14 protein-coding genes and 1 other annotated feature are annotated in these 14,893 nt (G+C 36.8%); of the genes, 11 read left to right on the top strand and 3 right to left on the bottom strand.

The window, feature by feature from the left end:
• Positions 1-181: 181 nt before the first annotated feature.
• The 9 genes from A9G40_RS14305 (at position 182) to hisIE (ending at position 7,870) form a co-directional block, all read left to right on the top strand.
• Entirely contained in the window at positions 182-379 is a 198-nt protein-coding gene (locus A9G40_RS14305; protein WP_081302193.1) for an Lrp/AsnC ligand binding domain-containing protein, read from the top strand.
• 259 nt (positions 380-638) lie between these two features.
• Positions 639-763, top strand: a sequence feature (His leader region).
• A 38-nt stretch (positions 764-801) separates the two neighbouring features.
• Positions 802-1,701, top strand: coding sequence for an ATP phosphoribosyltransferase (gene hisG / locus A9G40_RS07705; protein WP_065566266.1), 900 nt, complete (start codon positions 802-804; stop codon positions 1,699-1,701).
• A 4-nt stretch (positions 1,702-1,705) separates the two neighbouring features.
• The gene (gene hisD / locus A9G40_RS07710) at positions 1,706-3,004 is read left to right on the top strand and encodes a histidinol dehydrogenase (protein ID WP_065582574.1); all 1,299 of its coding nucleotides are present in this window, start codon (positions 1,706-1,708) and stop codon (positions 3,002-3,004) included.
• 10 nt (positions 3,005-3,014) lie between these two features.
• Positions 3,015-4,073, top strand: a complete 1,059-nt coding sequence (gene hisC / locus A9G40_RS07715; protein WP_176700454.1) for a histidinol-phosphate transaminase — start codon at positions 3,015-3,017, stop codon at positions 4,071-4,073.
• An 8-nt stretch (positions 4,074-4,081) separates the two neighbouring features.
• Positions 4,082-5,149 carry a bifunctional histidinol-phosphatase/imidazoleglycerol-phosphate dehydratase HisB gene (gene hisB / locus A9G40_RS07720; RefSeq protein WP_065582576.1) on the top strand — a complete coding sequence of 356 codons (1,068 nt, stop codon included), beginning with the start codon at positions 4,082-4,084 and terminating at the stop codon, positions 5,147-5,149.
• Entirely contained in the window at positions 5,150-5,737 is a 588-nt protein-coding gene (gene hisH, locus A9G40_RS07725) for an imidazole glycerol phosphate synthase subunit HisH (protein WP_065582577.1), read from the top strand.
• A 2-nt stretch (positions 5,738-5,739) separates the two neighbouring features.
• On the top strand, positions 5,740-6,492 hold the full coding sequence (gene hisA / locus A9G40_RS07730) for a 1-(5-phosphoribosyl)-5-[(5-phosphoribosylamino)methylideneamino]imidazole-4-carboxamide isomerase (protein WP_065582578.1): 753 nt from the start codon (positions 5,740-5,742) through the stop codon (positions 6,490-6,492).
• On the top strand, positions 6,474-7,250 hold the full coding sequence (gene hisF / locus A9G40_RS07735; protein ID WP_065582579.1) for an imidazole glycerol phosphate synthase subunit HisF: 777 nt from the start codon (positions 6,474-6,476) through the stop codon (positions 7,248-7,250). Before hisA ends, hisF begins: the two co-directional genes overlap by 19 nt.
• Positions 7,244-7,870 (top strand): bifunctional phosphoribosyl-AMP cyclohydrolase/phosphoribosyl-ATP diphosphatase HisIE, encoded by a 627-nt coding sequence (gene hisIE, locus A9G40_RS07740; protein ID WP_065580804.1) that lies wholly within the window; start codon positions 7,244-7,246, stop codon positions 7,868-7,870. The genes hisF and hisIE overlap by 7 nt, the downstream gene beginning before the upstream one ends.
• Positions 7,871-7,942: 72 nt before the next feature.
• Here hisIE and cysB read toward each other — a convergent pair whose 3' ends face one another.
• The 3 genes from cysB to matP all read right to left on the bottom strand — a co-directional run bounded on the left by cysB (position 7,943) and on the right by matP (position 12,183).
• Positions 7,943-8,914: an HTH-type transcriptional regulator CysB gene (gene cysB / locus A9G40_RS07745; protein WP_065582580.1), complete on the bottom strand. Its 972-nt coding sequence runs from the start codon at positions 8,912-8,914 to the stop codon at positions 7,943-7,945.
• Positions 8,915-9,079: 165 nt separating this feature from the next.
• Positions 9,080-11,689 carry a type I DNA topoisomerase gene (gene topA, locus A9G40_RS07750; RefSeq protein WP_065582581.1) on the bottom strand — a complete coding sequence of 870 codons (2,610 nt, stop codon included), beginning with the start codon at positions 11,687-11,689 and terminating at the stop codon, positions 9,080-9,082.
• A gap of 29 nt (positions 11,690-11,718) precedes the next feature.
• Positions 11,719-12,183 carry a macrodomain Ter protein MatP gene (matP, locus tag A9G40_RS07755; protein WP_065582582.1) on the bottom strand — a complete coding sequence of 155 codons (465 nt, stop codon included), beginning with the start codon at positions 12,181-12,183 and terminating at the stop codon, positions 11,719-11,721.
• A gap of 148 nt (positions 12,184-12,331) precedes the next feature.
• On the opposite strand from matP, the gene A9G40_RS07760 reads away from it, so the two are divergent.
• Together A9G40_RS07760 and A9G40_RS07765 are read left to right on the top strand one after the other, a co-directional pair.
• Positions 12,332-14,014 carry an amidohydrolase gene (locus A9G40_RS07760; protein WP_065582583.1) on the top strand — a complete coding sequence of 561 codons (1,683 nt, stop codon included), beginning with the start codon at positions 12,332-12,334 and terminating at the stop codon, positions 14,012-14,014.
• Positions 14,015-14,409: 395 nt separating this feature from the next.
• Complete coding sequence (locus tag A9G40_RS07765) at positions 14,410-14,670, top strand: hypothetical protein (protein WP_065582584.1); 261 nt, start codon at positions 14,410-14,412, stop codon at positions 14,668-14,670.
• The last annotated feature ends 223 nt before the right edge of the window (positions 14,671-14,893 follow it).

The raw sequence follows: 14,893 nt of genomic DNA on the forward strand, positions 1-14,893 counted from the left end.
TCGAGCTATTTTAGATGAATTGAAAAAGAACAGCCGTTAATCATGGAAAGAGATTGGCGAAAAAGTATTTTTAACAGGGCAAGCTGTTGGGCAGCGAGTTCAAGAACTGCACGCTAATCACATTATCGAAAAGTTTACTATCAAAGAAAAAATCAGCAACCTGCAATTTATCACCATTTATATGGATTCCAACCAATTTAGAGCATTTGAAAATAGGGTTAAATCGTTTAACGAAATTATCGAGTTTTATAAAATTACAGGCGATGGGTGTTATATGATAAAAAGTTGCTTTATTGATGAAAGATTAACGCTATTTTTAGAAGAAATTGAGCAATATTGTCGATACAAAATTAATCATCAACTACAACAAATTATTTAATGTTATACAATACAGTTGTAAAAAATATTCAGGATTCTATACCATTTAAGCGTGAAAATAACTGATTATCTTAAACTTAAGTAAACAATTCATGCCCATTAGCTAAGAATAAATACGAATTTTGTTAATAAAAAACAAAAAACAGTTGCGAGTAAGCAATTTATGTTATATTTTGTTCAGTAGCTTTAATTATTAACTCAGTTAAAGGTTATTATTTTATGATTTGTTTTTGCGTTTTTGTTACTAATTTTATCACTAAACATCATCACCATCATTCCTGAATAGTCTTCGGGCGATTGGTGCTGGAAGACGTTGGTCTTCCGGTGATATCGCAAAAGCAAATAGAAAACCCTCGGAAGATCAAACTTCCGGGGGTTTTTTGTTTGTAATTTATAAATTTTTTGGATAGATGGGAGAATATTATGTTAGATAATTCGCGTTTACGCATTGCGATGCAAAAATCAGGCCGTTTAAGCGATGAGTCAAAAAAGTTACTGGCACAATGTGGCATTAAGATTAATCTGCAAGAACAGCGTTTGATCGCTTTTGCCGAAAATATGCCTATCGATATCTTGCGAGTTCGAGATGATGACATTCCCGGTCTGGTGATTGATGGCGTTGTCGATATTGGTATTGTTGGCGAGAATGTATTAGAAGAAGAAGTATTAGATAGGCAAGCCGAAGGCGAAAATCCACAATTTAAAAAATTGCGCAATTTAGATTTTGGTGGCTGTCGTTTGTCGATTGCAGCGCCTCGTGATTTTGATTATACGGGGCCTGAATGTTTAAATGATTTGCGAATTGCCACAACTTACCCTCACCTACTACGTCGCTATCTTGCTCAATATAATGTGACTTTTAAAACCTGTTTGCTTAATGGTTCGGTCGAAGTTGCGCCACGAGCTGGGCTTGCTGATGTGATTTGTGATTTAGTTTCCAGTGGAGCAACACTTGAAGCAAACGGGCTTAAAGAGATAGAAGTCATTTATCAATCAAAGGCCTGTCTAATTCAACGACAAGGTGAAATGTCTACAATCAAACAAGCATTAATAGATAAAATTATGACTCGAATTCAAGGAGTGATCCAAGCTCGAGAATCAAAGTATATTATGTTACACGCTCCAACTGCGGTTTTAGATGATGTTGTTGCTTTGCTCCCTGGTGCTGAAAATCCAACCATTTTACCGTTAACTGGTGAACAAAATCGAGTTGCATTACATATGGTCAGCACTGAATCGCTCTTTTGGGAAACCATGGAGAAACTAAAAGCGTTAGGAGCAAGCTCAATTCTTGTATTACCAATTGAAAAAATGATGGAGTAAAAATATGAAACTCTCTTATTGGCAACAATGTACTAATGAACAACAAGCAATATTATTAACTCGACCGGCAATTAGCTCTTCTGAATCAATTAGCAAAGCAGTGGCTGACATTTTGGCACAAGTTAAACAAAATGGGGATCAAGCATTAAAAGCGCTTAGTAGCAAGTATGATAAAGTTCAAATTAAGCAAATTAAACTAACTCAAGATGAAGTCAAATTGGCAACCAGTCGAGTTAACCCTGAATTAAAACAAGCTATGCAACTTGCCGTTGCTAATATTAAGAAGTTTCACCAAGCACAAATCCAACAAACCATTACGGTTGAAACAATGCCAGGAATAAAATGCCAACAAGTAACTCGCCCAATTGATTCTGTTGGACTTTATATTCCAGGTGGTTCAGCACCTTTATTATCAACCGTATTAATGCTTGCGACCCCTGCTAAAATTGCGGGTTGCCATAAAGTAATTTTATGTTCTCCTCCTCCGATTGCTGATGAAATATTATATGCAGCTGAACTTTGTGGAGTGACTGAAATTTATCAACTCGGAGGAGCTCAAGCTATCGCTGCTATGGCATTTGGTACAGAATCGGTACCTAAAGTGGCTAAAATCTTTGGACCTGGTAATGCGTATGTCACCGAAGCGAAACGTCAAGTAAGCCAGAGTTTAGATGGTGCTGCCATTGATATGCCTGCTGGCCCTTCTGAGGTGCTGGTCATTGCTGATAGTTCGGCAAATCCTGCTTTTATTGCCGCCGATCTGTTATCACAAGCTGAACATGGTGCTGATTCGCAAGTCGTTTTGTTAACGCCAGATGAGAAAATAGCTCAAACAGTATCGATCGAAGTTGATAAACAACTAGCCAATCTATCGCGCAAAAACATTGCCGAAAAAGCCTTACAAGAAAGTCGTTTAATTGTGACTAGCAATTTAGATGAATGTGTCAATATCAGTAATTGCTACGGACCAGAACATTTGATTATTCAAACATCTAATGCGGATGAGTTAGTTGAAAAAATCACTAGTGCTGGCTCAGTATTTTTAGGGAATTGGTCACCAGAATCAGCAGGAGATTACGCATCAGGAACCAATCATGTACTACCTACTTATGGCTATACCGCAACATATTCTAGTCTTGGACTTGCTGATTTTCAAAAGCGTATGACCGTGCAAAAATTAACGCCAGAGGGTTTAAAAATGATAGGTAACGCTGTTGAGCTTATGGCCGAAGCTGAACAACTTACTGCACATAAACAAGCCGTAACACTCCGCTTAGCGGCATTACAAGCAGAAAATAAATAAGGTAATTAATATGGATATCAATAAACTTGTTAGAAAAAATGTACAAAAACTGACGCCATACCAATCTGCTCGTCGAATTGGTGGTAATGGCGATGTGTGGTTAAATGCCAATGAATTTCCCGTTGCACCGCATTTTGAGTTAAAGGAACAAAGCCTAAACCGTTATCCTGAACCACAACCAGAAAAGGTTATCAACCGTTACGCTCAATATGTTGGTGTTACGCCAGAACAAGTCATTGTGAGTCGAGGAGCAGATGAAGCCATTGAGTTATTAATGCGTGCTTTTTGTGAGCCTACCCAAGATAGTATTTTATATTGTCCGCCAACTTATGGTATGTATCAAGTTAGTGCTGAAACACTTGGAATAGAAACCAAAGCCGTTCCAACAACAGCAGATTGGCAGCTCGATCTTAATGGAATAAAACAAAATCTTGATAAAGTAAAACTGATCTATGTCTGCTCACCTAATAATCCTACAGGTAATTTAATCAATCCTGATGATATTAAGATGTTACTTGATATAGCTAAAGATCGTGCATTAGTTATCATTGATGAAGCTTATATTGAATTTTCACCCGAATCATCAGTCGTTAGTTGGCTTGCTAATTATCCACACTTAGTGATTTTGCGTACCTTATCTAAAGCGTTTGCGTTAGCAGGATTACGTTGCGGTTTTACTATTGCCAATAAAGCAGTGATTGATGCACTACAAAAAGTCATTGCGCCTTATCCACTTGCAACGCCCGTGGCCGATATTGCAACACAAGCGCTGAGTAAAGATGGTATTAATACCATGAAATTGCATGTGATCAATTTAAATAAGCAGAAAGAGAAGTTTACCAACCAATTATCTCAACTACCGATTGTTGAAAAAGTTTACCCAAGTCGATCCAACTACTTATGTGTTAAATTTCAAGATAATAAAGAAGTATTTAACACCTTATGGAATAAAGGAATTATTTTACGAGATCAAAGCAAAGTAATTGGACAACAAAATATGATTCGCATTACCATTGGCACTCAAGCTGAATGCGAGGCGGTAATTTCAGCACTCAAAACGATAAAATAGGAGTAATCATGTTACAAAAATACTTATTTATTGATCGAGATGGCACACTAATTACCGAGCCACCTATTGATTTTCAGGTTGATCGTTTTGACAAATTAGCTTTTGAACCCAACGTAATCCCTGCTCTGTTAAAACTACAATCAGCAGGGTATAAATTAGTCATGGTCACCAATCAAGATGGACTAGGTACAAGTAGCTATCCACAAGCAGATTTTGATGGCCCACATAACCTTATGATGCAAATTTTTAAATCACAAGGTGTTAATTTTGAAGATGTCCTAATTTGCCCTCATTTTCCTGAGGATAATTGCGAGTGCCGTAAGCCTAAAATTCAATTAGTTTTACCTTATCTTATCAGTGGTAAGTTAGATACACAAAACAGTTATGTTATTGGTGATAGACTCACCGATATTCAACTTGCTGAAAATATGCAAATAAAAGGATTACGCTATCATCCTGAAAATCTCAATTGGAATGAAATTGCTCAACAGTTAACAGAGGTTAATCGTTATGCTAAAGTTGAGCGTAATACCAAAGAAACCAAGATATTAGTCGAGGTCTGGCTCGATCGCCAAGGTGGTAGCCAAATTAATACAGGAATTGGCTTTTTTGATCATATGCTTGATCAAATTGCTACCCATGGTGGAATTAAACTCAATATCCAAGTCGATGGCGATTTACATATTGATGATCACCATACAATTGAAGATACAGGACTTGCTTTAGGTGAGGCACTAAAAAAAGCACTGAATAATAAGCGAGGTATTACTCGATATGCTTCTGTTATTCCTATGGATGAGTGCCTAGCTAAGTGCGCAATAGATATTTCGGGTAGGCCGTACCTTAAATTTAAAGCAGAATTTACTCACCAAAAAGTCGGCGATATGAGCACACAAATGGTAGAGCATTTCTTTTACTCTCTGAGCTATGCAATGGGTATCACGTTACATATTGAAACAGAAGGCGATAACGATCATCACAAAGTAGAAAGTTTGTTTAAAGCCTTTGCGCGAACTTTAAAACAAGCCATAAAAATTGACGGTGACCATTTACCAAGCTCAAAAGGGGTATTATAAATGAATATAGTCATTCTCGACACTGGCTGTGCTAATCTTTCATCGGTTAAATATGCTGTGCAACGATTAGGTTATGAGCCAATAATTAGTCTTGAGCCTGATGTGGTACTTAGCTCTGATAAACTGTTTTTACCGGGAGTGGGTTCAGCAAAAGCCGCTATGCAAAATTTAAAAGAACGAAATTTAATTGAGTTGATAAAAGTTTGTACCCAACCTGTGTTAGGGATCTGCCTTGGTATGCAACTTTTAGCAAATTATAGTAACGAAGGCCATGTGCATACACTAGGGATTATTCCTGAAAATGTGGTAAAAATTCCTGATTGTGGACTACCTTTACCACATATGGGTTGGAATCAAGTCAAACCAAAAGCCGGACATCATCTATTTCGAGATATTCCTGATGATGCTTATTTTTACTTTGTACATGGATACGCGATGCCATTATGCTCAGCAACAATAGCAGAAACCAGTTACGGCGAAAGCTTTACCGCTGCCGTACAAAAAGACAACTTTTACGGCGTGCAGTTTCATCCCGAGCGTTCTGGCTGGGCCGGTGCCACATTACTCAAAAACTTTTTGGAGATGTAATCATGATTACTTTGCCAACAATAATACCTGCACTTGATTTAATTGATGGATCAGTTGTGCGCTTACATCAAGGTGATTATGAACAAAAACGTGATTACGGAAATGATCCCCTTTTACGATTGCAAGATTATGAAAAACAAGGTGCTAAATTATTACATCTTGTGGACTTAACTGGTGCAAAAGATCCAAAAGCACGTCAGATTTCGTTAATACAAACATTGATTAATGCAGTACAAGTGCCAATCCAAGTTGGTGGAGGGATTCGCACAGAAAAAGATGTACAAGCATTACTATCAGCGGGTGCTGCGCGAGTGGTTATTGGCTCAACCGCCATTAAACAACCCGAATTAGTCAAACAGTGGTTTACAAAATATGGCGCAGAAAGGTTGGTATTAGCACTTGATGTACGTATTAATACTAATGGAGAAAAACATGTTGCTATTCATGGTTGGCAAGAAGATTCCAACCAAACCTTAGAACAGGTGATTGATGATTACCTACCGTTTGGTTTAAAGCATGTGCTGTGCACTGATATCTCTAAGGATGGCACACTTAGCGGAGCAAACGTTAAATTGTATCAGCAAATCAGCCAAAAATACCCACAAATTGCCTTTCAGGCTTCAGGTGGCATTGGTCAGTTAAGTGATATCAAAGCACTTAAAGACAATGGTATTGCTGGTGTGATTGTAGGTCGGGCATTACTTGAAGAAAAATTTACTGTTCAGGAGGCAATTTCATGCTGGCAAAAAGGATAATTCCTTGTTTAGATGTCCGTGATGGTCAAGTAGTTAAAGGCGTGCAGTTTCGCAATCATGAAATTATTGGTGATATTGTACCTTTAGCTAAACGTTATGCACAAGAAGGGGCTGATGAACTGGTTTTTTATGATATTACCGCCTCGTCAGACGGCCGTGTAGTTGATAAAAGTTGGGTGGCAAAAGTCGCCGAAGTAATTGATATCCCCTTTTGTGTTGCTGGTGGGATAAAAACAGTTGAAGATGCGGGGCAAATATTAACCTTTGGTGCCGATAAAATCTCAATTAATTCGCCCGCATTAGCTAACCCTCATTTAATTACTGAACTTGCCGATTGTTATGGTGTGCAGTGTATTGTAGTGGGTATTGATACATGGTATGACCAAGAATCACACAATTATCATGTTTACCAATTCACGGGCGATGAAAAACGTACAGTTGCAACTAAATGGAACACGCTTGACTGGGTACAAGAGGTGCAAAAACGTGGTGCTGGTGAAATTGTGCTTAACATGATGAATCAAGACGGTGTTCGCAATGGGTACGATATTGCTCAACTTAAAGCAGTTCGTGAAGTATGCCGTGTTCCTATAATTGCTTCGGGTGGCGCAGGCACTATGCAACATTTTTTACAGGCATTTAACGAAGCTGAAGTGGATGGCGCATTGGCAGCATCTGTTTTTCATAAACAAATTATTAACATTGCTGAACTAAAACACTATTTGACACAATATGGAGTAGATATTCGATTATGTTAACTCAAAATTGCAATACAAAATTAAATTCACAACAATTAGATTGGCAAAAAGTAGATAATTTGATGCCAGTTATTATTCAGCATTATATTTCTGGCGATGTTTTGATGCTGGGTTATATGAATCAAGAAGCATTAACGCAAACACAAAGTAGTGGTAAAGTGACCTTTTACTCAAGAACTAAACAACGTATTTGGACAAAAGGTGAAACTTCTGGTAACTATCTAAAGGTAATCAATATCACTGCCGATTGCGATAATGACACCCTGCTTATTTTAGCCGATCCAATAGGACCAACTTGTCACACAGGTGCTAACAGTTGTTTTGTGGGTGCTAAAACGGAGTGGGGATTTTTATTTGAGTTAGAACAATTACTTGCTGCGCGCAAGAATGCCGATCCGAAATCGTCATACACAGCAAAACTCTATCACGATGGCACTAAACGTATTGCGCAAAAAGTGGGAGAAGAAGGCGTCGAAACGGCTCTTGCAGCAACTGTTCATGACCGTGAAGAGCTAAAAAATGAATCAGCAGATCTCATTTATCACTTATTAGTTTTACTTCAAGATCAGAATCTATCTTTACAAGATGTCATTGGTATTTTAAAAGCAAGGCATAAATAGTAAAAACCAATAAAGTGCGATCCCTATCGCGCTTTATGTTACTTTTCAATTAGCAAAAAAGAATAGGCTTACTTAACAAACTGGCAATTTTATTCCATTAAACATTGCTAATACATCACTATTGTTTTCACTTAGCATAAGTTTATCAACTGTTTGTCGATTCAGATGAGAAGAAAACTGATGAATAAAATCATACATATAGCCACGTAAAAATAATGAGCGAGCAAAAGTAATATAGGTGGTACTGTAAGGAAAAATATGCCCAGCATTCAGTACGACCAAATCATCATCTGACGTATTATTTACAGCCATTTTTGCCACAATGCCAACGCCTACTCCTAATTTCACATAGGTTTTAATTAAATCAGCATCTGTTGTGCTAAAAACGATATTCGGAGTCTGATGTGCTCGTGTAAAAGCTTGATTTAAATCTGAACCATCATTTGAAAAATCATAACTGACTAACGGATATTTTGAGAGTTCTTCAATTGAAATTAGACTACGTTTCGCTAACGGGTGATCTTTCATCACAATAATGGCTTGGTTCCAATGATAACAAGGTAAAGCAATCATATCATCACTTAACGACGAAATCTCAGTTACAATAGCAAATTCTGCCTGCCCTGCTTGCGCTTGTGCAATACATTGTGCTGATGAGCCTTGTTCCATATGCAAAGTAATGCTCGGGTATTGTTGCATAAACTGTTGAATCACAACAGGCAAAGCATAACGAGCCTGAGTATACGTTGTGATAATAGTTAACGAACCTTGATTTGGCTGACTAAATTCTTTAGCGATAATTTTAATATCGTTGGACTTATTTACAATTTCTCGGGAAAGCGCAACAATTTTTTCACCAACAGGCGTCACATGTGAAAGGTGTTTACCTGTTCGAGTAAATATCTGAACACCAAGTTCATCTTCTAATAGTTTTATTTGTTTGCTAATACCTGGTTGAGAGGTATACAGTTTTTCGGATGTTAACGATACGTTAAGATCATTATTGACGACTTCAACAATATAACGTAGTTGCTGCAATTTCATGACAAAGGCTCCTTCAACTGTATGCGTTTCACCCTGTTGATGAGATCGCAAGGGTGATTTTGTAAGGTAAATCCTTTCACACTCTAGTACAAACAAAAATAACTATTTTCATACTAAAACGTATAATTTACTGAAATCTATTAACAAAAATTCAGATGCTATTATCTATTTTTTGGTATTTATCCATTTACCATCCACGTATTGCATCACCCACCCTGTCGATTTGCCATTCACTTCAGAAGTAACATATTGTTGTTTATTTTTACGACTAAAACGAACAATCGATGGATTACCATCAGGATCTTTGTTTGGCGCTTGCGTTAAATAGATAAATTTTTCTGGCAAACGATCTTTAAAACGTTGCAATTCTTCAATCAAAGGTGCTCGGGTTTCTCTTGATTTTGGAAAATTGTGTGCTGCTAAAAAGATTCCAGAGGCACCATCACGTAATACGAAATGCGCATCAGATTTTGTACATTTAAGTTCAGGTAGATCAACCGGATCTTCTTTTGGTGGCGCGACCTCACCATTTTTTAGAATTTTACGGGTATTTTTACAATCTGAATTAGTACATCCCATATATAAACCGAAACGCCCTGATTTTAGATGCATCTCAGAACCACATTTTTCACATTCAATAATAGGACCTTCGTAACTTTTAACTTTAAAGCTACCTTTTTCAACAATAAAACCATCACAAATTGGATTATTACCACAAATATGTAATTTTCGCTCACTATCAAGCAAATAACTATCCATTGCCGTATGGCATTTAGGACAACGTTTACATGCTCTTAATGCATCGGTTTCCGCTGTTTCTGATTCTTCTAAAAGATTAAGTGTTTCATGCTCAGGAATTAAATTAATTGTTTGCTTACAACGCTCCTTTGGTGGTAATGCATAACCAGAGCATGCTAAAAATACCCCTGTACCCGCCGTTTTAATTCCCATTTCACGCGCACAATTAGGGCATTTAATTTCAGGCGTTAACACTAATGGATTAAGTTGCATTCCACCTTTATCAGGTGCTTGTTCAGCCACTTCAAGATGCTTACTAAAATCGCTAAAAAATTGGTCAAGCACTTCGCGCCATTCTTGCTTTTTGTGAGCAATTTCATCCAATGCATGTTCCATGCGTGCTGTAAAGTCATAGCTCATTAGATCATTGAAGTTTTCACTAAGCCTATCGGTAACAATTTCACCAATTTTTTCAGCATAAAAACGGCGATGATCTAAACGTACATATCCTCGATCTTGAATTGTTGAAATAATCGTTGCATAAGTAGATGGACGACCAATTTCACGTTTTTCCAGTTCTTTGACTAATGATGCTTCATTATAACGAGCAGGTGGTTTAGTAAAGTGTTGATTTGGGGTTAAGCTAATTAAGCCAAGTTGATCATTTACCGATAATTGCGGTAATATCTTGTCTTCATTGTTTTTAGCCAGTTGTGGCTGCACTTTCGTCCAACCATCAAAACGCAATGTACGACCTTTGGCTTTTAACGTAAAATCGCCAGATTTAACGGTAATTGTTGTTGAATTATATTCCGCCGATGTCATTTGACAAGCCACAAATTGACGCCAAATTAGTTGGTATAATTTACAAGCATCTACTTCTACATCACTAATATTATCAGCAAGAATAGTCACATCTGATGGACGAATAGCCTCATGTGCTTCTTGCGAGTTTTTCTTGCTACTGTATAAATTAGGTGAATTAGGTAAATATTTATTACCGAAATTTTTACCAATGTAATCCCGAACCATGGTTAATGCATCTTGACTCAAATTGGTTGAATCAGTACGCATATAAGTGATATAACCAGCCTCATATAAGCGTTGCGCTAGCATCATGGTCTTTTTAACACCAAATCCTAAACGCGTACTTGCAGCTTGTTGTAATGTTGAAGTAATAAACGGCGCAGTTGGATTACTTTTAGTTGGTTTTTCTTCAATATGGGTAACTTGATATTGGTTTTTATCCAACTGTGCTAAAGCGATATCAATAGCCACTTTATCTTTTGGCTCAAACGCTTCATCTTTGTAATGCGTGACTTGTAATGTTAATTGCTCTTTTTTAGCAGTATTTAAATCAGCATAAAGATCCCAGTACTCTTCAGGAATAAAAGCATGAATTTCACGTTCACGTTCAACAACAAGTCGCACTGCAACCGACTGCACACGACCAGCAGATAAACCTCTTGCCACTTTTTTCCAAAGTAATGGTGATAACATAAAACCGACAACTCGATCCATAAATCGGCGGGCTTGTTGTGCATTCACCCGATCCATATCAAGCATTGCAGGCTGATTAAAGGCATTTTTGATCGCTGTTTTAGTGATTTCGTTAAAAACAACACGACGATATTTACTATCGTCACCCCCAATAACCTCTTTAAGATGCCAAGCAATAGCTTCCCCTTCTCTATCCAAATCGGTTGCCAGATAGATCATATCAGCATCTTTAGCTAATTTTTTTAATTCTGATACCACCCGTTCTTTACCTGGTAAAATTTGGTAATGAGCTTTCCAACCGCTATAGGGATCAACGCTCATTCGATCAACTAAGATCTGTTTTTCGGAGCGTTTCACTTTTTTCTCGGTTTTATCTTTTTTGTCTTTTGTTGATTTTTCAGCTCGTTGGCTGCTACCACTTACAGGCAGATCACGAATATGACCGACACTGGATTTAACCACGAAATCTTTGCCAAGATATTTATTAATCGTTTTTGCTTTGGCTGGTGATTCCACAATAACAAGGGATTTTCCCATAATTAAACCTTTTTATTCTGTTGTTTATATTATTTACTATCAAGCTTTACATCAAGAAGCGATAGTAAATCATCTTTAATTGTTGATACTTTAGTTGCATATTGATCTTTTTGCTCAGCATCTTCAAGGAGTTGTGTAATGGTTTGTGACAACGTGCATCCTCGGCGTTTGGCTAAATTAGCCAATCGTTGCCAAACTAAAAACTCCAAATCTATGGACTTTTTTCGGGTATTTTGTTGTTCTGCATTAAAATGCCGTTTTCGCTTTGCCCGAATGGTTTGCTTTAGGCGATTATCTAAATCGGGATTTAAATGCGCTTTTATCCAATCAATAACACCCGTTGGATTATGTTCTAATAACAATAACTCATTGACCGCATGCTGCGCAGCACTTTTTTCAATATAACGTGTTATTAACTCACCTTCTAGGTGCCTTTTTACTAAATAGTGCCACTTCCAACCGCATTCAAGGTTCTCTAATTGCTGATACTTCATTGACTCATCTTGTGACGCTGTAACTAATATAGTTTATTTGTAGCATAATCTCGACACACAATAAAGAAAATTATTACGTTTGACAAATTTTTTATAAATCTGCTATCGTTCACCTTTCATTTTGATCTTTATTTAAGGAACACTCATAATGGCTAAAGCTGATGTTATTTATATTAATGGCTATATTTATACCGCAGACAAACACGATAGTATCTGCGAAGCTATTGCAATCGAAAATGGCTATATTATTGCAACTGGCACAACCCAAGAAATAAATAACAGCCACTATGTTGATAATCATACAACGATTTATGATTTGCAAGGCAAAACGATGATGCCCGGAATTATTGACTCCCATTTACACACTTTTTGGGGAGGGATGCAATTGTCATCGTGCAATTTAAATTATCAAAGTTTAACCATTGATGATACCTTAGCCATTATCCAACAATCTTTAGATCAAGACTCGCTAAATCACAACGATAATTGGTTACAAGTTCGTGGTTGGTTACGACAAGAGGTATTACCAATTGGCACAGATATCACACGCTTTGATCTTGATAAACTCAATACGAAAAGACCCGTAATTTTGTTCTCAAACGATTGCCATACCCTCGTTGCCAATAGCATTGCATTAGAAAAATTTGGTTTAGATAGAAACACGCCAGAACCAACAGATGGAAAGATTGGTCGTACCGACGACGGCGAATTAAATGGTATATTAGAAGATGCACCAGCCATGCGCGCATTTGACAGCATTTCTAAACTGACTGACGAACAAGCAGTTAACATCGCAAAACTGTCACAAGCTGAGCTCAATAAACAAGGGGTTACTTCAGTGATGGATGCGCGCATTACCGAAACCCAAGCTGATGCATTTTTAAGACTACAACAACAAGATACGCTTTCGATTCGTCTATTTGGTGCCCGTGAACTGCCACCAGATGATGTTTCGTCTATAGCGGATATTCCAAATGTCATTGAAAAAGTAAAACAGTTTGCTTCTCGTTACGATGATAAAAACTGGCAACCTAAGCCCGGTATAAAGATATCGCATACCAAACTATTTGTAGATGGCGTAATGCAAGCACCATTAATGACAGCACGCTTGCTTCAGCCATACCAGTTAACTGATGAAAAAGATCGTTATGGTGACCTGTATTACTCAATTGAGATGTTAGATGCTTTAATACTTGAATCAGCAAAAGCGGGATTTCACCCACATATGCATACAGTAGGTGAAGGTGCAATTGAAGTCGTGCTTGATGCCATTGAAAAAATGCGTAAAGCATTACCTGATGCTGATATTCGCCCAAGTACCGCACATAATGAACTAAGCGCATCACATCAGTTTGCTAGATATAAACAATTAAACGCTTGTGTTGTATTTTCATTCCAATGGGCAGGCTGTAGTACGGCAATGATTGAGCAGTATCGAACATTATTTGGTCTTGAACGTTATAACGGCTTAGAGGCACATGGCCAATATATTGATGCTGGTGTCACTTGCGCTTTTGGAAGTGATTGGCCAATTGATCCATTAAATGAATGGTATGATTTCCAAATTGCCATGACCAGACAAATCGATACGGAGCATCCTCGATTAGATAATGATCGTAATTTAACCGCTATTGAAGTATTGCGTAGTGCCACTATTAATGCCTCCTATGTATTAAAGCAAGATGAATATATTGGCTCAATTGAAAAAGGTAAATTTGCTGATTTGATTATTTTGGATCGCAACCCATTTACCATTCCAGCAACTGACATGCAAAATGTACAAGTTCTAACAACTATTGTCGGTGGTAAAACGGTTTATCAAAAAAACTAATGTGATAACAAAGATATTCAACATATAAAACAACATCGTAGGTGGACATCCTCCACCTACTAATCAAATAACAACCTCTATCTGAAACATACAATTTTTCATAATATTTTTCAATTGGTTAAACATAGCTATTTTACCTATTACAATTCGTTAAAAATAAGCAAATCCACATTATGAAAGATGCTGGTTACCTAAATGTAACTGGTTGGCTAGCTTTCATTTAAACTAACTTTTATACTAATTAGTATAAAACTTTAAAAGCAATAATTAGGAGGGCTATATGGGTTACTTTCTTTAATTGGTTTATTTATGCTTATTTTCACGTTATTGTGTATTCGAGCAGCTAAACCAACCAAAAATTCGTCTATTTTTATTTAACTCATATAGCCGATTACATGTTAATCAGCTTTCCTATAAAGAGGTTAAAATGGAGCAAAGATCAATATCGTTTATTTTTGTTACAGAAAAAAAAAGATTTATTCGATGAAAAAAACAAGCAAAAAAACAACAACATGACGTTAGAAAACTGGATTATCAAAAAGTTAAATTCTGATGTGAAAATAGTTTATAAAAAAGTAAAATTACAAAAAGATATTTCAAAAGGCGAACAATGGTTTATAAGATTATCGATGAAACCTGAATTAAAAGGATACTGAGTTCATTGCTCACGGTTAGATGGAAAAAAACTTGTAGAATGGATAACTTGTAAATTAGATTCATAAATAAAGATGAAGAAATATGAAAAAATTGAATATCACAAAAATTTTTATCGATATAAGACTTCCAGTAAAAAACTATCAAATCAAGAGTTGGATAGATTTGAATTGCAAAATCACCATATAAATATAGCTATATTTTTCAAACAAAGCAATTTTAAAA

This window comes from Gilliamella sp. Nev3-1, from assembly GCF_001690435.1.
Taxonomy (GTDB): domain Bacteria; phylum Pseudomonadota; class Gammaproteobacteria; order Enterobacterales; family Orbaceae; genus Gilliamella; species Gilliamella apicola_C.

Coding starts and splice junctions, on each gene's coding strand:
- cysB (WP_065582580.1), bottom strand. CDS start 8,914: ATGAAATTGCAGCAACTACGTTATATTGTTGAAGTCGTCAATAATGAT.
- hisA (WP_065582578.1), top strand. CDS start 5,740: ATGATTACTTTGCCAACAATAATACCTGCACTTGATTTAATTGATGGA.
- hisIE (WP_065580804.1), top strand. CDS start 7,244: ATGTTAACTCAAAATTGCAATACAAAATTAAATTCACAACAATTAGAT.
- hisH (WP_065582577.1), top strand. CDS start 5,150: ATGAATATAGTCATTCTCGACACTGGCTGTGCTAATCTTTCATCGGTT.
- hisC (WP_176700454.1), top strand. CDS start 3,015: ATGGATATCAATAAACTTGTTAGAAAAAATGTACAAAAACTGACGCCA.
- A9G40_RS07760 (WP_065582583.1), top strand. CDS start 12,332: ATGGCTAAAGCTGATGTTATTTATATTAATGGCTATATTTATACCGCA.
- hisF (WP_065582579.1), top strand. CDS start 6,474: ATGCTGGCAAAAAGGATAATTCCTTGTTTAGATGTCCGTGATGGTCAA.
- hisB (WP_065582576.1), top strand. CDS start 4,082: ATGTTACAAAAATACTTATTTATTGATCGAGATGGCACACTAATTACC.
- topA (WP_065582581.1), bottom strand. CDS start 11,689: ATGGGAAAATCCCTTGTTATTGTGGAATCACCAGCCAAAGCAAAAACG.
- hisD (WP_065582574.1), top strand. CDS start 1,706: ATGAAACTCTCTTATTGGCAACAATGTACTAATGAACAACAAGCAATA.
- hisG (WP_065566266.1), top strand. CDS start 802: ATGTTAGATAATTCGCGTTTACGCATTGCGATGCAAAAATCAGGCCGT.
- A9G40_RS07765 (WP_065582584.1), top strand. CDS start 14,410: ATGTTAATCAGCTTTCCTATAAAGAGGTTAAAATGGAGCAAAGATCAA.
- matP (WP_065582582.1), bottom strand. CDS start 12,183: ATGAAGTATCAGCAATTAGAGAACCTTGAATGCGGTTGGAAGTGGCAC.
- A9G40_RS14305 (WP_081302193.1), top strand. CDS start 182: ATGGATTCCAACCAATTTAGAGCATTTGAAAATAGGGTTAAATCGTTT.